The organism is Wolbachia endosymbiont (group A) of Sturmia bella, from assembly GCF_964030905.1.
GTDB classification, from domain to species: domain Bacteria; phylum Pseudomonadota; class Alphaproteobacteria; order Rickettsiales; family Anaplasmataceae; genus Wolbachia; species Wolbachia pipientis.
In genome coordinates this window covers 668,300-686,251 of sequence record NZ_OZ034988.1, presented here as the reverse complement: position 1 = coordinate 686,251, position 17,952 = coordinate 668,300, and the positions used below count along the sequence as shown (strand labels likewise).

Genomic DNA, 17,952 nt, shown 5'->3' with positions numbered 1-17,952 from the left:
GCAGGGGTACAAGATAAATGTTGTGTTAATAATTTAGATAGTATTCTAAATAAATTATCTTATTAAAAAAAATTATTGGACATATTCTTTTATACTGAGTTTAAAGCAGGAGAAGCAATAATAGACTGTTTTATATCTCTAATTTTCTCGAGCTTAGTATTTGGCTTATATAGCACAAGACCTATACATGCTAATCCAACTATTCCCACAACCACTGCTACTACAGGCATTTTCATGATATACAGTGCAATGCTGCTTACCAGTAACGCTGTACTAACAACACTAGCTAGAATTGCTTGCCTTTGCTGCGTTAATGGTTTGTCTTTTTCGTTTGTAGCATCAAAACATGGTTCAGCGGAAGATGGGCTGTCAGAAGCGTTTAGCCCTTGCTCATCTAAAGAGTTCTTAGCTTCTTTGTTGCTTTCACACATGAGTTGAGGATTTTCACTTTCTATTAAAATATTTCGAGCTTCTTCACTGTTTACAATTCTAGATTCATGTATTTCATGGTCTTTATTGATATCTTCACATCTAGTTTCAGCATTATCACTTACAGGTATATCATTTTTAACTTCTATATTCAGAATTTCTTCAAATCCCTTGAGAATCTTTGCACTTTCTTTGCAATTGTGTTTATTAGCATAGTCAAGTAGTGTAGTATAGCTTATCTCTTGACCTTCTGCTTTCTCTACTTTCACTTTCTGGTTGAGAATTTCTTTTAAAAAACCATTCTTTTTAGAAGCTTCTAAAACTGCTCTAATAGCTTTACTATCTTCCTCTAATATGCAGGATACCAGTGCCGTGTAAGTTATTGTTAGACCATTTGGCAATTTTTGGATCAATTCCTCACTAAGAACATCCTTTAAGGTTCCTTGATTTATTGCTTCTTGTAAAAGCTCCTCAAAAGCTTGATTATTTTTATAGAACACAGAGTGGCACAGTAGCGTCAGAGTCCCTTCCTTTTTCTCATCCTTGTAAATTATTTTTTTTGTAAGAAGTTTCTGCGTGTTGTAATTAGATTTATTAAATTTTCCACTAATATTTTCACCGTTTTCTATCTTCTTTAACAACTTGAAAAGCTTTTTTTTATCTTCATTGGTAAAATTATCCTGATCACCTGCCAGCTCATAGATTATATTTTTTGCGTTCTTAATCTTTTTAAACTTTGGCATTACTTTCCTTGCTCTACAATATTTAATTTTATAAATTAGTTATATTAACAACTTATTAATTGTTCAATTAGGTTGCTAATCCATAAAATTTCTCCAGTTGGTTACTCCATAACATCGGTATTTCCCTCAAGTCAGCTAACTTCAAACCCCTTGGCTGCCTCCCATTTACTATGTCTTCCTTAATCTTCGGCGCTAAATAATTCAGCCTTAAAATTTGCTGTATTCGTCTTGTACCTATATTAATTTTGGCACTCAGCTCTTTCACACTTCTATATTTTCCCTCTTCTAGTTGACGTTTCCAGGAATGGGCTCTCACCACTGCTTTCAGTAGTGCATTATTTGTTTTTCCTTCAGGTTCTACTACTGTGCATTTGTTTCCTTTCTTTTTTATTGGTATAAATTTTTTCTCTGATTCAGAATGCACCTCCATTCCATCCTCTTTCACCATTACTCCCTTTATTAACTTTTTCACTATTTCTTTCTGCTTTCCAAAATTTAAATTTTCCCATTTTTCTTCGGTCTTGTCTTTCCAATTTTCATATAGCTGCTCTGTTTTCCTCATTACTTCTTTTTCGACTTCTCCGGCTATTACATTTCTTTTTTCTGATTCACAACCTTTTCCCCTTAAATGATTATTGCATACGTAATATCTATATCTCTTATTCTCTTTTTTTGAGTACGTTAGCGTCATATTTACATCACAGCTTTTGCACTTAATTATTCCCCTAAGTAGCGCTTCTTCATATTTTGCTTTTCTATATGGTTGATTCCTTATCAATTCCTGCGCTTTTTGCCACTTTTCTTCCTCTATTATTGCTTCATGTTTTCCTTCATACTCTTTCTCATAATGTCTGATTTTTCCCATATATATTGGATTTGTTATTATTCTTCTCACCGTCGCTTTTTTAAAGATATCTGATTTTGTTCTGTAACCTTGACTATTTAGCTCCCTTGCTAGTTCTGCCATTGACTTCAGCTCTATATACCTCTCAAATATATGTTTTACCAACTTTGCTTCTTTCTCATTTATTATTAATTCCTTATCTTTTGCATCATACCCAAGCGGTAAAGTTCCACCCATCCACAATCCCTGCTCCTTTGATGTTGCTATTTTATTTTTTACTCTCTCTACTATCATTTCTCTTTCTAGTTGTGCTGCTCCTGATAACACTGTTTGTACAAATTTTCCCATTGGCGTATTATTGTCAAATATCTGCGTTACTGCTATAAAATTTACTCGATGTCTTCTAAAAAATGATGTTACTTCAATGCTGTCTTTTGTTTCCCTTGATAGCCTATCCAGAGTATACACCACTACACAATCTACTTCTCCTTTTTTTACATCTTCAAACAATTCCTTTATCGCTGGTCTTTCTAAATTTTTCCCTGAGAAGCCTCCATCGTCGTACCTTTTGGCCGATACTACCCAGCCTTCTTTGCTCTTTATATATTTTTCACATGCTACTCGCTGCGCATCTAAACTGTTAAACTTTTGTTCTAGACCGTCTTCATTTGACTTTCTCGTATATATTCCACATCTTATCCCTTTACACATTTTCCTTTCCCTTTTGATCACGCAAACCAAATAGGAGCGGCCCATTGTAACTCATTCCCATTATTTTTCCGGCTACTGCTGACAATGACGTGAAAAATTCTTCTCTGTAGATTAAACCCTTATCTGTTACCATTACTGCATGCGTCTCTTCCCCTCTCTCTAATATTAGCTCTGTTCCTTCTACTGGCAGTTTGTCACTACTTATTCTTTTTCCCTTCTCCAGCCGATCTGCTAAATAATCTAGTCTTTTTGACCCTTTTCTTGACATTTCTCCATACACTTTTTCCTGCATTCTATAAGCTAATCTTGGTATCAGATATTTCTTTGAATGTTTAGGTGCCTCTTCCCCAAATACCTTCTTCCACGTTTTTCTCAGCTCACCCAAAGGTTTTCTCTCTAAATTCATTACTTTCTTTTCTGTTTCTTCCTCCATATTTTCTATCCTCTCATAAATAACTTTTCAATTCTGTCTATTTCTTTCCTCAATATTTCAGTGATCTCTTTGCTATAATCCATCGCTGTCATTCCAAATTTATCTGCTTGCTCTATTTCTGCTCCTGCTTCTACTAGCTCCTCCACTATTTCTTTTTTTTCCACCATACATGCAAGGTGCAATGGAGTGCATTTACTTCCATATTCCTCAGCATTTACATTCCCTCCTGATTTTATTAATTCTCTCACGGTTTCTAGGCGTTTTTCCGTTACCGCTAGGTGCAGTGCTGTATATCCTTCTACATCTGCTGCATTCACATTCGCTCCTTTTTCAATTAATAACTTCACTGTTTTTGCGTCTACTGCATAATGTAGAGCTGTTCTTCCCTTTTCGTCTCTTGCGTAAATATTTTTGTATGAGTACTCTAATAGTGACTCCTCTTTTCCTTTTTTACTCATAACCTACCTCACCTTTTTTTTGAATTTAAATTCCTAAGCCCTCCTTTTCACCACCTCATCTATCATTTCATTTACTTGGCTCATTATCTTGCTTGCTAAATTTTGACATTCTTTCTTTATTAGCGATTTGTCTCTCTTCCTTATTTCTCCTATCTCTATTATTTTTAGCTCCGGCATGTAGCTCCCATTCAACATGTCTGCTATTTCTCCCACTAGCCTCTCTATTCCATAGCACGTCAGTTCTCTACTTTTTGTTATTCCTCCTTTTTCTCTCAAAAATTTACTCGCCTCTTCACTCTCTTTGCTATCACATAGACGATACTTTTCACTTTCCCAGATGTAATACATTGGTGTTGCACCATATTTATTCAGTTGATTAACTTCAGCTCCAGCCTTTACTAGCTCTTTTATTATTTCAACTCCTCCTATTTTGCACGCAGAGTGCAGTGGCGTACATCCACTGACATATTGAGTGGCATTTACTTCTGCTCCCGATCTTAGCAGCACTTTTATATTTTCTAAGCTTTTCGCAAATACTGCACAGTGTAGTGGTGTATAACCATTTTTATCTCTTGCATTAACCTCTGCCCCTTTTTTTATTAATAATCTCACTGTTTTGTAATCAGAGATTTCTACTGCTTGGTGTAATATCGTCTCTCCTTCTTCATTTCTTTTATTAATATCGTTACTTGATACTTCTTTAAAAAACTTACTCTTGCTAAAACTCATTTCATACCTCACAAAATTAGCTTTTCTAGCACCAGACAAATTTCTTATATTTACCTGCTGCTATTCAAGTCATGTCCTTTTTAGCATAAGAAAGCAAGTCTTTTTCTGTTTATTTCATACACTTTAACCTGTTATTAATATAATATATGAGGATCTAAATATAAGTACTTAACTTATTAGAGATATTACTTGACTATTTTTCCAACTTCTGTGCAAGTGTCGATGTTCGTGCCACTTCAGTACTCCTGGGTAAAATACTAAAATGTAATTTTCTAATTCGTGTATTGAGTCTTTTTGCTCTGAATCTGAGTCATTTTTATAGTAAACGTTGTGTTCTGCTAAACCATATTTTGTAATCTTCTGATCTGTATAGTTTTCTATTTTGTAGTGGTGAGTAACGCTAAACCTTTCTAAAATTGGCTTGTGTTTTAAACTCCAATGTTGCCCTGAAAGTTTATCGTTTCCCAATACAAATTTATTTCCTTCTTCTTCTATTCTACCAACTGGAAAACAGCTATTTATTTCTCCTAATTTCCAGCTATCTGACAGTACAATCTGCGCTTTTGCAAATTTAATCGATGGTAATAAACTCTGTGGTAATGGATATAGTGCTTTTAAGTTGTACCACAAATGATCTCTTTCATAGATGCCTTTATAATCCCTTGTGTGAGGCTCGGTTTCTCCAAGGATTCCTACATCTAGGCGATATATATCATTGCTTAAAGCTCGTTCATAATGATCGCGTAGATAGTTTTCTATAATCCTAATAACTGGACCACTAGACCTGAAAAAATTTACTCTTCCAAACGATAACACTGGTCCATCTTTTTCTATTTTTACCCCTGAATAATCAGAAAGAAGATCTCCAAATAAACTCTCATCCAATATAAATCTCTGCACATTATAATAATCGTTAAAAATCCTCATTAATCTGGATCTTACAGGCAGTGATAGTTTTGCCAGCTCTACTACTGCATCTACGAAGAAGTCATTTGGTACCTCTTTTATCCCTACTTGCAACTCAAAAAAGTGTTTACCGGGTGGCTCTTCAATAATTGTAATATCTTCTATATTTGCCCACTTTAGTGCTATTTTGAGTGATGCTGGGGTTCCACGTAGTCTTTGAAATTTTACTCCTTCTACTACGGCTTTTCTTCTATCTTTTACCCAACGCAGTATCTCTTCTAAACCATATTCTTCTATTATCCACGGCAATGTTTCTTCTTTAAGATTAAACTTAAATCCTTTGATACAGCTTGGATCAACCTTATAATCTATTGCATCAACCAGTGCTTGCTCTTGCTTTGTTGCGTTTGGCGGTAATAAACTTTTCATTTGTCTTTTCTTTCCAGTTGCTTTAATTTCCTTTATTTAGGTAGCTTATGAGTGAGCAAGAGATCATTGCAAAACTGATAAAAAACAAAAATATTCTCGGTATTAAAAATACTTTCTTTGATATTTGACTATATTGTTAATACCTTAAAAAATAAGTTGCAACAGCTAGGAGAAGGAGAGTCTTTTCGTCTGCATAACATTGGTCGTTTTTATCCAGTAAACCACTTATTGCACGTAATCCTCTCACTGGCACAAAGCAAAAAAATACGTTTTAAATCCTATCTAACTTGACGTAGCTAAGCACCGCACACTCATTCCCCAGTACCACAACATCCTCTTTTGGTTCTATTAATTCTACATTCTCTACACCCTCTACAAATAGATTTGCTATTATCCAAGATCTTGTAACATTCCATCCCAGCCTTCTATTTGCTTCAAACTTCTTAATGAACTGCTTCTTGATTTCTTCCTCTGATATTACAGGACTTATGCTCATTCTACTGTGGATATCTATTTCCGTAATATTGCAACCAATTACTGTTACTGTATCGGTTAAAACCCTTATATCATCTCTAGTAACCTGCTTTTTTACAATTTCTAGTAGCTCTTCTGACACTATGCCAGTTTGTGTTGATAAGATTGAAATTTGTACTTTCCCTGGTATAGGTGATTCCACTAGTGCATCTTTTACTCTACTATCTGCTGACAGTGCATGATATTTATAATATTCCTTACTTCCTCCTGTTGACCAACCTGCTATTTTTGCTTTTACCCTCTTTCTAAATCTTTCATCCTCTTCTTCTTTTTCTCTCTCTACTCCATAAAATTCAGCTAAGTTATCAAGATCTTCTCCCGTTGCAAATTTAAGTAAATTACCCTTTACAGCTTCGTTTATCCTTTGTCTGAGTAAAAGTTCTCGCCATGCTGCTACCTCCAGAACTTTCATTGCTGGATCCGATTCTACTAATCCTGAAAAGGTTTCATCTCTACGGACTAACTCTTCTTTCATTCTTGAAAAGATTTCCTCGAAATTTGGCTTTTCTACAATATTTAGCTGCTGCATCTTTAAACTACAATTTCATCAAAATGAATGTTTTTCCCGCTTGGTAAGTATAATCCTTCTAGGTCAAGCGTTACTTTTCCTTCTTTCACCTCTGTCATTTTTACTTTTTCTAGCTTAAATCTTTCCTCCCACCTTTGTAGAGCTTCTGCTACTGCTGAATAGATTTCCAAAGTTAAATCTCTATTTATTGGCTTATCTACTAATTCAAATAGTCTTGACCCATAATCTCTCCTCATTATTCTACTGTTAATAGGAGTGGTCAATATATCAATTATCGACTGCTTTAAGTGCTCTATTCCTTCTAACGTTTTTCCTGTTTTAGCATCCATACCCTTCATTTCTATTTTGCAAAGACGCTTTCACTGCCTTTTATTACTTTAAACCCACATGAAACTATATCTCCTACTCTTCCTACACTAAGACCATTTGCAAACACTGTTTTTGATCCTTGAATCATTACTTTTCCTTCACTAAAACTGTCTCCTTTTCTACATATTGACTTACCGTTTACAAAAACATTATTACTTCCGCTAATGCAGAAATGTGGTATAGCTTCTCCACAGTAGTCTCCTAACCTCACTATTCCTTTGTTCAATTTAAGTCGATCCTTTCTGCTTTCAGTTTTATTCCACTTTTTGTCATTTCTATCTCTGATTTTCCTACTTTGAAATTTAATTTATCCACTACAGAAATTTCAAGATTCTTGCTCTCTTTGTCATACAATAACTTTGTTCCATCTTGAAATACTAAACTGTTAATCATTTCACTATTCTCTGGAGCAGAATAATTTTGCTGATATATTCCAGCTAGTACTACTCCTAATGATAACTCTCCCAATGGTGACAATATTACTACCTGTTCATTTATGCTTGGTGGTAGCCAGCTTCTTTCCTCTCCTGCTCTAGAAGTTATCCATGGAAGAAAATCTGTTAAAAGTTCTCCTATCTTCACTCTTACTTTTGCTTTCTCATAATCTACTTCTTTTACAACTCCTATTCGTACAATGTTTGCTAACTTTCTTTGCAGCTCTGAAATTGCAAAATTACTCTCTAACATTTTCTTCTATTATAATCGTATGTGGCTTAATCTTATTTTCTGTCCATATCGATTTACCTAAATGAAGCTGATGACTCCAATCAACCATCCACACCAAATATGCATCTAATTCGGGTCTAAATCCGTCAATTTCTGCAGAGATAAATTCTCCTGGTGAAACATTTTTTATATTCCATGTATTTTTGTTTACAACTTTTGCCACCTCAGCAGCTAATGTTCTGACAATAATAGCTGCATTTTCTATTGTGCTATCAATCACAATTCGTGCTTCAAATCTTGCTTTCAGTGCTAATTCTTCTGTTCCTGGATCTTTTCCCGATTCTAAACTCACAAGCTCTACAAATAACGCTGGCGCTACTAATTCTTTCCTTATTGCTGGATAAATTTCACATGTCTGTATAGCCAGTATTTCTTCCTTCAGTGTGCTGCAAATTGCTTTATGTAAATCTTTCCAGAACTTTGTCATGCATATAATTTAACTTATGTAATGTATAAAATATTTTTCAAATACCTTTTCAACTTCATAATTAACAAGATTCCCTATTATCCTTGAAGCCTCAGGTTCGAGTGGCAACTTAACTTCCTTTATTGGCAATGCTGCTCTTCCTTCACGTTTAAACATACCGTTATTTCCTTTTGGCATAACTGCTGCAAATCCTCCTATAAACTCATGCTTTCCTACTTTCGATCCTCTTCTTGTTTTTTGTATTTTACCAATTATCGATGCTCTAATGTCATAGAGATTTGCTCTAATTAACACTTCTAATCTGCTAGTTTTCGCCTTAAAAATTCTTAATCTCTTTCTTATCAAACTTAATTTTATCTTCTTTTCCTCACTAATTTCTTTTGCTGTCTTCAATTTTAGCCATAGTGCTGTTCTGTTTAACGCTCTCACTATTGCTAATTCTATTTTTTTTCTTTTAGCATTTACACTTTCTGTTACCTCAACTTCTATATGAACAGACATTCAGATGCTTCGATTCGCCAGACCATTCCAGATTTATCTCTAAGTGGTGGTGTGTGTATTTTGTATTTGCAATCACCTATAACAAAAATATCTCCTACAATTGGCCTCAGTATATCAAAAACGCTTACCTCAAGAAAAAGCATCTTTCCCACAAATTGTCCTTCACCAATCTCGTATAATTTATCTGGCTGTTGCTTTAGTACTTGCACCATATATGACTTACCCTTTGACTCATATAAAGCCAGCTCCCCTAAATGGGCAAGACAATCTTCTAATAATCGCTTAATATTCTCTTGCATATTTCTTTTTGATATACTAACCTTTACATGCTAAGAAAGCGCATACCGGTAGAGTCGTTCTGTGCCTCACCACCTTGTAGTTACTCTACCAGTATTGTTATGCTGCAACGATCTTGACCAAAACGGCCGGGCGGTGGCACACTGGCAGAGGATTTGACTGCGTATGTAAATCGGTCCCTCTATCAAATCTCCTTGGTTCTTGTTTTACATATAGTGGCTGTCCAAGAGTATTCACTGTTTCATTAAAATCTGCTGGTGCAAAATATGTTGTAAATGTGCTTGCTGTTCCTACTGGAAAACAGTGTCCTGTATCTCTTTCTATAAACCTTCTTACGGTTCCTTCAGGGTCAGTTGCTTGACCTCTATATTCCTCAAATGTGATTCCGCAGAATGTAAATCCTGACCTCATATCATTCCTTAGCGCTGCTCCTTCTTGCCATCTCTCATATGCCTCTTTCACCTTACTATGGGAAGTTAATGCATCAAAAAACTCAGGGCTTACCAGTGCATGAATTCCCGTCATATATTCACCACTTAGATTATCTTCTATATGCCGGAGTACTTCCAGACACTTACGTTTTACATCTGTTGTTGCAGTTCCTAGTGCAAAATTTACTACTTTTGGTGTGATTTCAAATTCGTTGTACAGATTTAATAATTCTGACCCATCAGCATCTAAAATTATTCCTTTCAGCGCTCCCATCCGCAAATGTTCCAACGTTATCGCATGTTTGTTTCTCATCAATTGCAAATGGTCCGTTATTACATCTGCCAGCGCTTTCAGTTCACTCTCTGATCCAAATGCTCTTATTCCCTGTACTTCCTCTGGTAATACTACATCATCATGTGGAATATGTGGAATCGTAAATGTTCTTACCTTTCTTTTGCCACGTTTTCCTACTGTTGCTGGTGCCCCTGGTACTTGCGTTGGTAGTAAACTTAAAACTCCGTTATGTTCTTCTATGGTAATATGTCTAAATCTTACTGACCTATTTGGAAACAAGTTTAAATTTTCAACACGTCCATAATTTATCGGCAATATATTCATCGCATTTGTTAGTGCCGTCATGCTAAATGCTGTGTTTGTAAATGGATTTTGCATTTTTTATTTTCCCCCTTTTGTATTTTTAATAGTTTTTTTAAGCTCCCTTGCGGACAATGATTCCTCGTACTTCAAGTTGCTTTATTGCTGCAGCTTTCTGTTCTTCAGTGATATTTGCTGGCCACACCACTGCATGATCAGCAAGAAGAGAAATACGAGTAATTATTATTGCTTTAGTATCTCCATCTTTGCTATTTACATCGCTTGTTATTACACCTATTGCTGTTTGTGTACCATCTGTGGCAGTTGGATTTATTATCTTAACCATGCTATCTTTATCGAGAGCCACTACTGTACCAAGCTTTAGGTTCTGCCCTTTTGCTACTGTTATCTGATCTCTTGAATATAGACTTGATGCTTCATACTTTAATAAGTCACCCAGATTATTTTGTTCGCTTATACAACTCATAAATTTCTCTCCTTAACTGCTTACCGCCACTTTTATCAATGCTATATACGGCGGTTATAAAAATACTTTAACTCCTACGACTTTTCGCTACCTGCATCATCAATTCTTCTCCTGAATTCTGTGGTATTGCACTCAGTATCTCTGTCTTCTTTGTTCTATCTGCAAGTAATTCCATTAAAACTTCCCTAGCTTGCTCAACACTTACACTTTGCTCAATAAATTCTCCTATCTTTTCTGGCATCTTCGATAAATTACATAAACGTATTAATTCAAGAACTTCAGTACGATACTTGGTTAAATTATCAGTTTCTTCTTTTACGTTATTTGTAGTTTGTTCATTCATAGTAATACTCCTGTTTTTATTAATAGATGAAAGAATTGTAATTCCATCTGCAAGACCTATTTCTACTGCTTTCTCGCCAAAATATAGCCCTGCTTCTGTTGATTTTATTGCCTCTACAGAAAGGTTTCTATTGCGTGCTATTAGCTCAACCAGCATTCCATATAAACGATTCACTTCGCTTTTTAGGCTTTCTAAACTCTCAGAAGTTATTGGCTCATGTGGATTTAAATCATTTTTTCTACTTCCTGCAAATACTGTCGTATATTTTATTCCCTGTTTTTCATCAAACCCACTTTGATCTATATGACTTGCTATTACTCCTATGCTTCCAACTCCTGAAGTTCTAGTTACCAATACTTTTTCAGCACTTGATGCAATTGCATACGCCGCAGAATACGCATCATCATTTGCTATTGCCACAATCCTCTTTTTTCTCCTTGCTTGGTAAATAAAGTCGGAAAGGTCGAATAAACCGTTTACTTCTCCTCCGGGGCTGTCTATGTCCAAAATTATTGTTTCTACTTCTTTATCTATTAAAGCTTCTTCTATCTCTTCACTTATCTTCTCATACGATGTCATCCCCAATACATCATCAAAAACTTCTGACTTTTTCGTCAAGATTCCATGTATTGGTATTATTCCTCTTTCACTATTTCTTACCGCATGTTTTATATTTTTAAAGATAGGCTGCTTTCCTGTTTGTAGTGACAGTAATTCAAAACTCCTTGGTTCTACCATTACACATCTGTTTAGCCATATCGCTTGGTTTTTCATATTATCTCTTGATTAGTAGTAACGTCGGAATCAAAACTTAAACCCAAGGAACTAGCACGTCTTTGATCTTCTGCAATTTCTTGGTCTATTTCTTCTACATCATAACCTAGCTCTGAAACCACTTCTGATCGACTCTTAAATCCATTTCTTACTGCCATTTGTTGTGCTTGCTGGTCTTTTAAAGGATCCACCCAATCAAATCCCTGTGGTATCCATTTTACTTCTTCTTTCGCTGCTTTTGCTACTTTTTTATCTATACTCAGTTCTCCACAGAGTACTGCTAATTCTAGCCATCTACTCCATACTGGTCTGCAAAATTGAAATACCATAATGTTGTGTTGCAGCATAGCACATCTACGACGAAACTCTATTAATCCTGCTCGAATGGATGAATAATTAACGCCCGTTAAATCTCCTGTTAGTTGCTCATATGTTATCCCTGTGCCTATTGCTATTGCCCTCAGCTGCTGTCTCATGAATGCTTCATAACTTCCTCCTACATCAGATGGCTCTGAAAATTTTATGTCTTCTCCTGGGTCTAAAAGCTGCATTGTTCCTGGCTCTAAACCTGATAGTGCTACTCCTTGCTCATTACTTTCACCTTCTCCTAAAATATTTGCTTCAGGATCTAGCCTTGTAATAAACCCTGCAAACATCGCTGCTGTCTTTTTTCTCACTAATTCTGCATCATCATATTGATCAAGTTCATAGAGCTTTAGCAGTATACTCGAAAGCCATGGCTCTCCTCTAATTTGCCCAGGTCTTAATGGTCTATAAATATGTAAAACATCATTTGCTGGCACTCTCACTGATTCACCAAATGAGCCTTCACCAGGGTGTTCTTTAAATAGGTAATATGCTTCTCTTTGCCCAAGCTTGTTAAACTCAATCCCGTTTCTTATTACATTACCATTTCCTAAAGTTTGATTTGTTTTATTATCTAAATGTTCAGACTCAAGTACTTGCAGTTGTAATGGCACAGAAAATCTATCTTCCAGCTTTCTCGTTCTTAAACGTACAAAACATTCTCCTCCCTCTATCATACTTCTGCATACTAGAGCTTGTAATCCATAAAAATCACTTACTCCGTTACTGTCTGCTTCATCTGTCCATCTTAGCCATAATTCTTGCACCCTCTTTCGAAATTCTGCATTCTTTGCTTTTGATTGTGGTTTTATTCCTGTTCCAATAGAGTTACTTACTATTGTATCAATAATATTTGCTGCATATGGATTTTTTCTCACCATATCACGTGATCTACTACGTAAAGTTTCAAGGCTTTGAGACAGCAAATTGTTTATACTTCCTAACTCTGGTTGAAAGTGAAAAAATCTTCTTCCTGAGCCTGCTGCATCCCACGCTGAGCTTTTGATTTTTGGCTTACTAAATAGTTGTTTGAACGATTTTAATAGCATTTTGCCTCTTTGATTATGCAGCAGTTTGTTGCGCAATTTGACATTAAAAAATTACAGCAAGCTGCTGGATAGTCTGGCTGTTAACACTTTATAAATTATGCATGAGGCTCTTGCACAAATACCAACGCTTATTCTGGGCTGCGTTCATAAATGTCCTTCCGATGTCCCATTGCAGTAATAGTTACTGTGTGTTTTGAGTAATTTATCCTATAAATTACACGATAATCACTTACTCGTATCCTAAAATACCCTTTGAATTCATGCGATAATGCTTTGCCTATTGCTTTAGGGTTGGTTGCAAGACAACTATCTACAGCTCTTCTCACTCTAGATCTTATCGTTGGTGGTAATGCAAGAAAGTCTTCCTCAAGAACTTTTTTTGAATAGATAATATCGTATCTCAGCTTGTATCTCCACCTTTAGACTGTTTTTGCAGATAATATTCTATTCCAATCTACATCCTCACTTCTAATTTCTTCATCACCTCTAGCATCACGCTCAAGAGAAAGCTTAGCCAACTTTATATCTACTTCATCATCTTCTTCAGATAATTTACTTGCTTCAATTTCTTCTTCCACTAGGTCCTTTACAACCTCTTCTATAGTTCTATTTTGAACTTTTGCCATTTCTATAAGGTAGTGAGCAAATTCCCCCTCAAAATTTACATTAACATTAAGCCTTTCTTGACTTTGATCCATATTTTAACTAGAAAATACCAATTTTAAACTATAACATTTTTACACAATTTTGTCAATCCCCTTACTTGTCGCAATCACAATTCTTCTCTTCGGTCTCACACCTGCAACTTTCAGTTCAGCCTTAATACGTTGCCGTAGATTCAGCAGGTCATTTATCTGAACTTCAGCATATCTCACCACATGGTCACCATATGCAATTGATACTACTCGCTCTCCGCTTTGCAGTTTTTTTATCGCTTCTTCGACTTGAATTAAATATTCTTGATTGTACATTTTACTTCTCATTCAACCATTGACTTCTTCTTACTTTTTTTACCCTTTTAGCTTTTTTATCTGCTAAATTTTCCCATTTACTCTCTGGCCATCTATCTATTCCCAGTGCTATCGATGCTGCTCTTGCATAAATCCTACAGTCTAATACTTCATTTCTTTCTCTTACCTTTTGCCACTCTTGTTTGGTATAACCTTTTACTACTTTGCTGACTAATTGCTCTGCCGTTAGCTGCTTAAAATATTCAGGTGCATACTCGGGAAAATGACAGTATCCTGCTGGAGCTTCTTCACCGTCCTTTAAAACATTAAGTAATTGAAAAAGTTCTGACTTTAAAATCGATACTCCCACTGGCCAGAGCTTTATCCCTCTTTTTAGCTTTTGACCACCAACTGTTATATCTACTCTACTTGGGCTGCTAAGTGGTACTAGAGCTTTATTTACACCTTTCACTGCCATTACTCTTCCAGAGCCTTGATGACCTCTTACCCAATTGTATACTTCTTGTGTCGCATACCCAGCATCAACCGCCATCATACTTATCATGTATTCAAGACCATTTTCACCGATAAAATGATGATTTAAGAGCTCAGAGAGTTTTCCCCATACTTCTCCTCTTCCAGTATCACCTTCAAATACTCGGTATTCTATTGACCAACTTTCGCGGCTTTTTCCCCATGCTACAACTTCTACTTCTAAACGATCTTTTTGGACATCTACTCCTGCAGTAAGCACCACTTCTCTCCTAGGTACTGTGCCTACGGGAAAAAATTCTCTCCTGTTAAATAATTGCTTCCAATCAGGTACTTCTCCTTTGTCTACCCAGGTTTCTCCAAGCGTTGTGTTGATCCAAACTTTCAGTAATTGTTCACTTTCCTTTGCATGCAGAAAATCCTCTACTGCTTGTTGCCAACTATACCACCCAACTGGGCTATAAAGACTTGAAAGGTGAAATCCTATTACTTTGCTATTGTGTACTTGATTTGTAGCTCTCCATTCTCCACGTTCAAGCATCTCTGTCTTTTGATGATTTTCTATCTTTTCACCACATTCTATACATATATAGTGTGCTGTACTTGGATTTTTATCTTCCCATTTTATTTGTGACCATTTTAGAACTTGATAGTAATTACAATACGGACATGGTACAAAAAAGTACTGCTTATCTGTTGCTTCAAATTCTTTCTCAATTCTGCTTATTCCATGAATCGTTGGTGTTGATACTAAAAAAATCTTTCGCCGTGCAAATGTATTGGTACGAGCTATGCTGAGTAAAACTGGATCTCCTTCTCCACCTGAGTCTCCTGGATAGGCATCTATTTCATCAAGAAAGAGGTATTTTACTGGCATAGATCTCAGTGCTACACTGCTATTTGCTCCGGTTATTACTACTATTCCACCTGGAAATTCCTTACTTTGTACAGTATTGCCTGAGTCTCTTGACCTTGGGTCTTTTACTTTACTCTTTAAACATGGCGTACTCTCTATTAACGGCGCAAATCTTCCTTTTGACCAACGCTTTCCCATTTCAACTGTTGGCTGCACAACTAACATTGGACCTGGTGTTTGATCGATAATATAGCCAATCCAATTGTTACCAGCTTCTGTTCCTCCAATCTGCGCTCCTTTCATGAATACTACTTTTTCTGCTGGTGAGGACGGAGAAAGTGAATCCATGATTTCTTTTAAATAAGGAGTTCTTTCTGTTCTCCATTTACCTGGCTCTGATGCTGCAGTTGGCGCTAAAACTCGATACTCATTTGCCCACTCTGATACTTTAAGCTCTGGATCTGGTTTTAAACCTTCAGAAAAAGATGTGGCGTATATCATTGTCTGCATCTACTCATCATTGGTTCTATCTCAACATCATTAACAGTAGAACTACACTCTTCCAATTCCATAAACATCTTTTTCTGAAATTCCTTTTCTATATATCTTTTGCTCATCTCACTTATCATTAGTGCTATAATAAGCGCAAATATCCCTGTTGTTGTTGCAAAAATGATTGCACTGCTTATTGTTGTTGCTGTTAAACCTATATATGCTGCCATTGCTACTGCGCTAACTGTAATACAGATGCAGATAATATTATTATGTTTTTTCATCCTTTTATCTGCTATTTCTCTCTGTGCTATATATTTATTATGAAGGGTTGGAAAATTAATAACGGTATCTCTGCAGAGCAATGCACCATTTTTTTCAGTAAATAAAACTTTAAGTAACTCTAAATTGTTTGATTTAATTGCTAAATGTAAAACAGGTGTATAATTTGCTCCTTTTTTCAGCAATAACTTTACTACATGTAAATGCCCTTTTTCCGCAGCAAGGTAAACCGGTGATAAACCTTTATTATTTACAATATCAATATCGATTTCTTCTTTTAAGATAGACTCTACAAGCTCAATTTCTCCTCTTTGTGCAGCTAAATGTAGTAGACTATTCTTTTCAGAACCGTATTTATTACTCATCAAAGCCTTCTTTATCTCAGGTTTAGCGTAATCAAATGGTGTCTTACCATTATCATCCCTGATTAAAGGATCTATATCCTCTCGAGTTAGTAAAACCTCTATTGTTTTAAGTCTTTCAGCGTAATGTAGTGGTGTTTTACTTTCGTAGTCTTGCAAATTGACTTGAGCATTAGGCTCCTTTATTAAGCATTTGAGGATATCAAGACATAAGTCTCTTTCATCGTAATTAGTATTACTTACAGCTATATGAACAGGTGATAATTTCATCGAGTTTTGTCCTACACGTGCGCTATTTACATCTGCTCCTAGCTCCAGTAATAACTTTACTATCTCCAATTTGTTGTTGTTAACTGCATAGTGCATCGGTGTCTGATTTCGTGCATCAAAAACCTCGATTTCAGCTTTTCCTTCTCTTATCAAAATCTTTACAACTTCTGCATGTCCTATTCCTGCTGCTAGATGTAATGGAGTATGGTGCAAAGCATTTCGTACATTAACGTCAATACCTTTTCTGATCAAATATCTAACTGCATTAACTTCACCTATCATTGCAGCTAAATGAAGTAAGCTATCTTGTTCTGACCCGTACTTGTTATTAATTAGCGCTTGTAATATTTCTGCTTTTTTCCCTTCTTTGGCGTAATCAAGAGATGTTTTACCTTCATTATCTTCCACAAAAGGATTAATATTCTTCTTCGTGAGTAACAAATCCACCATGCTTAATTCGTCAAACTCTATAGCGCAATGTAGTGGTGTCTTTCCATTTAATCCTCTGACATTAACATCTAATCCAGGTTGATTGATGAGACATTTTATTAACTCTAAACTTAAGTTATCAGCCATTTTATATTCAAAATCTTTTTATATTTTAAATTTAGCGTTAGATAATTCTTCAAGTGAGTTTGTAATCTCTTCAGTTAGCGTCTCGTGAATTTTTTCAGTGTCACTCAGTGATGCAAGCAGTGCTGAAACTCTATTTGGAATATTAAGCAAATTATTACGGACAACTCTTGCTACATTAAATGCATCGCGCTTTACTTCCTCTACTGCTACAAGTTCACCAATCCCAGCCTTAGCTTTCGCCTCAAGCAGTTTACCACGTTCCATCTCATTTTTTATTCGCGTTTTTAGCAACATTGTAGAAAGGTTATTTGTATTTTCGTTTTTTGGATTTTTTCTCCTAAGTGGCTGACTTGGATCTCTTATTGCTGCCACCGCTTCATTTGCTTGTTCTCTACTGATCAAACCATCCTCCAACTCAACTATTCCTTTCTTTACTAAATAACAGACATATTGCTTTGATACTCCTATCTCTCTTGCCCATTCCGTTTGTGTGATCTTTTCCACTTTTTTTGCTTCTTTTTTACAAATTTTCTTCTTGAATCTCTGAAAAGGTTTTGCCAGT

The 17,952-nt window shown here is 35.7% G+C and carries 23 protein-coding genes; all 23 read right to left on the bottom strand.

All coding sequences use genetic code 11. The features are described from left to right. Positions 1-89 precede the first annotated feature (89 nt). The 23 genes from ACQH3L_RS03205 to ACQH3L_RS03095 all read right to left on the bottom strand — a co-directional run bounded on the left by ACQH3L_RS03205 (position 90) and on the right by ACQH3L_RS03095 (position 17,894). Positions 90-1,172 (bottom strand): WD_0033/WD_0034 family tandem repeat-containing protein, encoded by a 1,083-nt coding sequence (locus ACQH3L_RS03205; RefSeq protein ID WP_236514646.1) that lies wholly within the window; start codon positions 1,170-1,172, stop codon positions 90-92. 67 nt (positions 1,173-1,239) lie between these two features. After that, complete coding sequence (locus ACQH3L_RS03200) at positions 1,240-2,727, bottom strand: recombinase family protein (RefSeq protein WP_425384993.1); 1,488 nt, start codon at positions 2,725-2,727, stop codon at positions 1,240-1,242. Continuing rightward, positions 2,720-3,160, bottom strand: a complete 441-nt coding sequence (locus tag ACQH3L_RS03195; protein ID WP_236514648.1) for a DUF2924 domain-containing protein — start codon at positions 3,158-3,160, stop codon at positions 2,720-2,722. Before ACQH3L_RS03195 ends, ACQH3L_RS03200 begins: the two co-directional genes overlap by 8 nt. Before the next feature lie 5 nt (positions 3,161-3,165). Continuing rightward, positions 3,166-3,618, bottom strand: a complete 453-nt coding sequence (locus ACQH3L_RS03190; protein ID WP_236514651.1) for an ankyrin repeat domain-containing protein — start codon at positions 3,616-3,618, stop codon at positions 3,166-3,168. A gap of 33 nt (positions 3,619-3,651) precedes the next feature. After that, the gene (locus ACQH3L_RS03185; protein ID WP_425384678.1) at positions 3,652-4,347 is read right to left on the bottom strand and encodes an ankyrin repeat domain-containing protein; all 696 of its coding nucleotides are present in this window, start codon (positions 4,345-4,347) and stop codon (positions 3,652-3,654) included. A gap of 168 nt (positions 4,348-4,515) precedes the next feature. Further along, positions 4,516-5,682, bottom strand: a complete 1,167-nt coding sequence (locus ACQH3L_RS03180) for a phage tail protein (protein ID WP_425384677.1) — start codon at positions 5,680-5,682, stop codon at positions 4,516-4,518. 271 nt (positions 5,683-5,953) lie between these two features. Then, the gene (locus tag ACQH3L_RS03175; RefSeq protein ID WP_425384676.1) at positions 5,954-6,745 is read right to left on the bottom strand and encodes a baseplate assembly protein; all 792 of its coding nucleotides are present in this window, start codon (positions 6,743-6,745) and stop codon (positions 5,954-5,956) included. A 2-nt stretch (positions 6,746-6,747) separates the two neighbouring features. Then, complete coding sequence (locus ACQH3L_RS03170; RefSeq protein WP_264376986.1) at positions 6,748-7,083, bottom strand: GPW/gp25 family protein; 336 nt, start codon at positions 7,081-7,083, stop codon at positions 6,748-6,750. A 2-nt stretch (positions 7,084-7,085) separates the two neighbouring features. Beyond that, positions 7,086-7,340 carry a PAAR domain-containing protein gene (locus ACQH3L_RS03165; RefSeq protein ID WP_425384675.1) on the bottom strand — a complete coding sequence of 85 codons (255 nt, stop codon included), beginning with the start codon at positions 7,338-7,340 and terminating at the stop codon, positions 7,086-7,088. Next, positions 7,337-7,801 (bottom strand): phage baseplate assembly protein V, encoded by a 465-nt coding sequence (locus ACQH3L_RS03160; RefSeq protein WP_047759504.1) that lies wholly within the window; start codon positions 7,799-7,801, stop codon positions 7,337-7,339. The genes ACQH3L_RS03165 and ACQH3L_RS03160 overlap by 4 nt, the downstream gene beginning before the upstream one ends. Then, complete coding sequence (locus ACQH3L_RS03155; protein WP_425384674.1) at positions 7,788-8,267, bottom strand: hypothetical protein; 480 nt, start codon at positions 8,265-8,267, stop codon at positions 7,788-7,790. The genes ACQH3L_RS03160 and ACQH3L_RS03155 overlap by 14 nt, the downstream gene beginning before the upstream one ends. Positions 8,268-8,276: 9 nt before the next feature. Then, positions 8,277-8,768: a phage tail protein gene (locus ACQH3L_RS03150; RefSeq protein WP_425384673.1), complete on the bottom strand. Its 492-nt coding sequence runs from the start codon at positions 8,766-8,768 to the stop codon at positions 8,277-8,279. Further along, the gene (locus ACQH3L_RS03145; protein WP_425384672.1) at positions 8,753-9,067 is read right to left on the bottom strand and encodes a head-tail joining protein; all 315 of its coding nucleotides are present in this window, start codon (positions 9,065-9,067) and stop codon (positions 8,753-8,755) included. The genes ACQH3L_RS03150 and ACQH3L_RS03145 overlap by 16 nt, the downstream gene beginning before the upstream one ends. Positions 9,068-9,164: 97 nt before the next feature. Further along, positions 9,165-10,169 carry a major capsid protein gene (locus ACQH3L_RS03140; protein ID WP_425384671.1) on the bottom strand — a complete coding sequence of 335 codons (1,005 nt, stop codon included), beginning with the start codon at positions 10,167-10,169 and terminating at the stop codon, positions 9,165-9,167. 37 nt (positions 10,170-10,206) lie between these two features. Beyond that, complete coding sequence (locus ACQH3L_RS03135) at positions 10,207-10,578, bottom strand: head decoration protein (protein ID WP_425384670.1); 372 nt, start codon at positions 10,576-10,578, stop codon at positions 10,207-10,209. A gap of 67 nt (positions 10,579-10,645) precedes the next feature. Further along, entirely contained in the window at positions 10,646-11,695 is a 1,050-nt protein-coding gene (locus ACQH3L_RS03130) for a S49 family peptidase (protein ID WP_425384669.1), read from the bottom strand. Beyond that, on the bottom strand, positions 11,692-13,110 hold the full coding sequence (locus ACQH3L_RS03125) for a phage portal protein (protein ID WP_425384992.1): 1,419 nt from the start codon (positions 13,108-13,110) through the stop codon (positions 11,692-11,694). The genes ACQH3L_RS03130 and ACQH3L_RS03125 overlap by 4 nt, the downstream gene beginning before the upstream one ends. Before the next feature lie 128 nt (positions 13,111-13,238). Continuing rightward, on the bottom strand, positions 13,239-13,436 hold the full coding sequence (locus ACQH3L_RS03120) for a type II toxin-antitoxin system RelE family toxin (RefSeq protein ID WP_425384991.1): 198 nt from the start codon (positions 13,434-13,436) through the stop codon (positions 13,239-13,241). Positions 13,437-13,529: 93 nt separating this feature from the next. After that, positions 13,530-13,808 (bottom strand): hypothetical protein, encoded by a 279-nt coding sequence (locus ACQH3L_RS03115; RefSeq protein ID WP_425384990.1) that lies wholly within the window; start codon positions 13,806-13,808, stop codon positions 13,530-13,532. A gap of 39 nt (positions 13,809-13,847) precedes the next feature. Continuing rightward, on the bottom strand, positions 13,848-14,081 hold the full coding sequence (locus tag ACQH3L_RS03110) for a gpW family head-tail joining protein (RefSeq protein ID WP_208571804.1): 234 nt from the start codon (positions 14,079-14,081) through the stop codon (positions 13,848-13,850). A 1-nt stretch (position 14,082) separates the two neighbouring features. Further along, positions 14,083-15,909, bottom strand: a complete 1,827-nt coding sequence (locus tag ACQH3L_RS03105) for a phage terminase large subunit family protein (RefSeq protein ID WP_425384989.1) — start codon at positions 15,907-15,909, stop codon at positions 14,083-14,085. After that, the gene (locus tag ACQH3L_RS03100; protein WP_425384700.1) at positions 15,906-17,390 is read right to left on the bottom strand and encodes an ankyrin repeat domain-containing protein; all 1,485 of its coding nucleotides are present in this window, start codon (positions 17,388-17,390) and stop codon (positions 15,906-15,908) included. Before ACQH3L_RS03100 ends, ACQH3L_RS03105 begins: the two co-directional genes overlap by 4 nt. A gap of 18 nt (positions 17,391-17,408) precedes the next feature. Next, positions 17,409-17,894: a hypothetical protein gene (locus ACQH3L_RS03095; RefSeq protein WP_425384988.1), complete on the bottom strand. Its 486-nt coding sequence runs from the start codon at positions 17,892-17,894 to the stop codon at positions 17,409-17,411. Positions 17,895-17,952 lie beyond the last annotated feature (58 nt).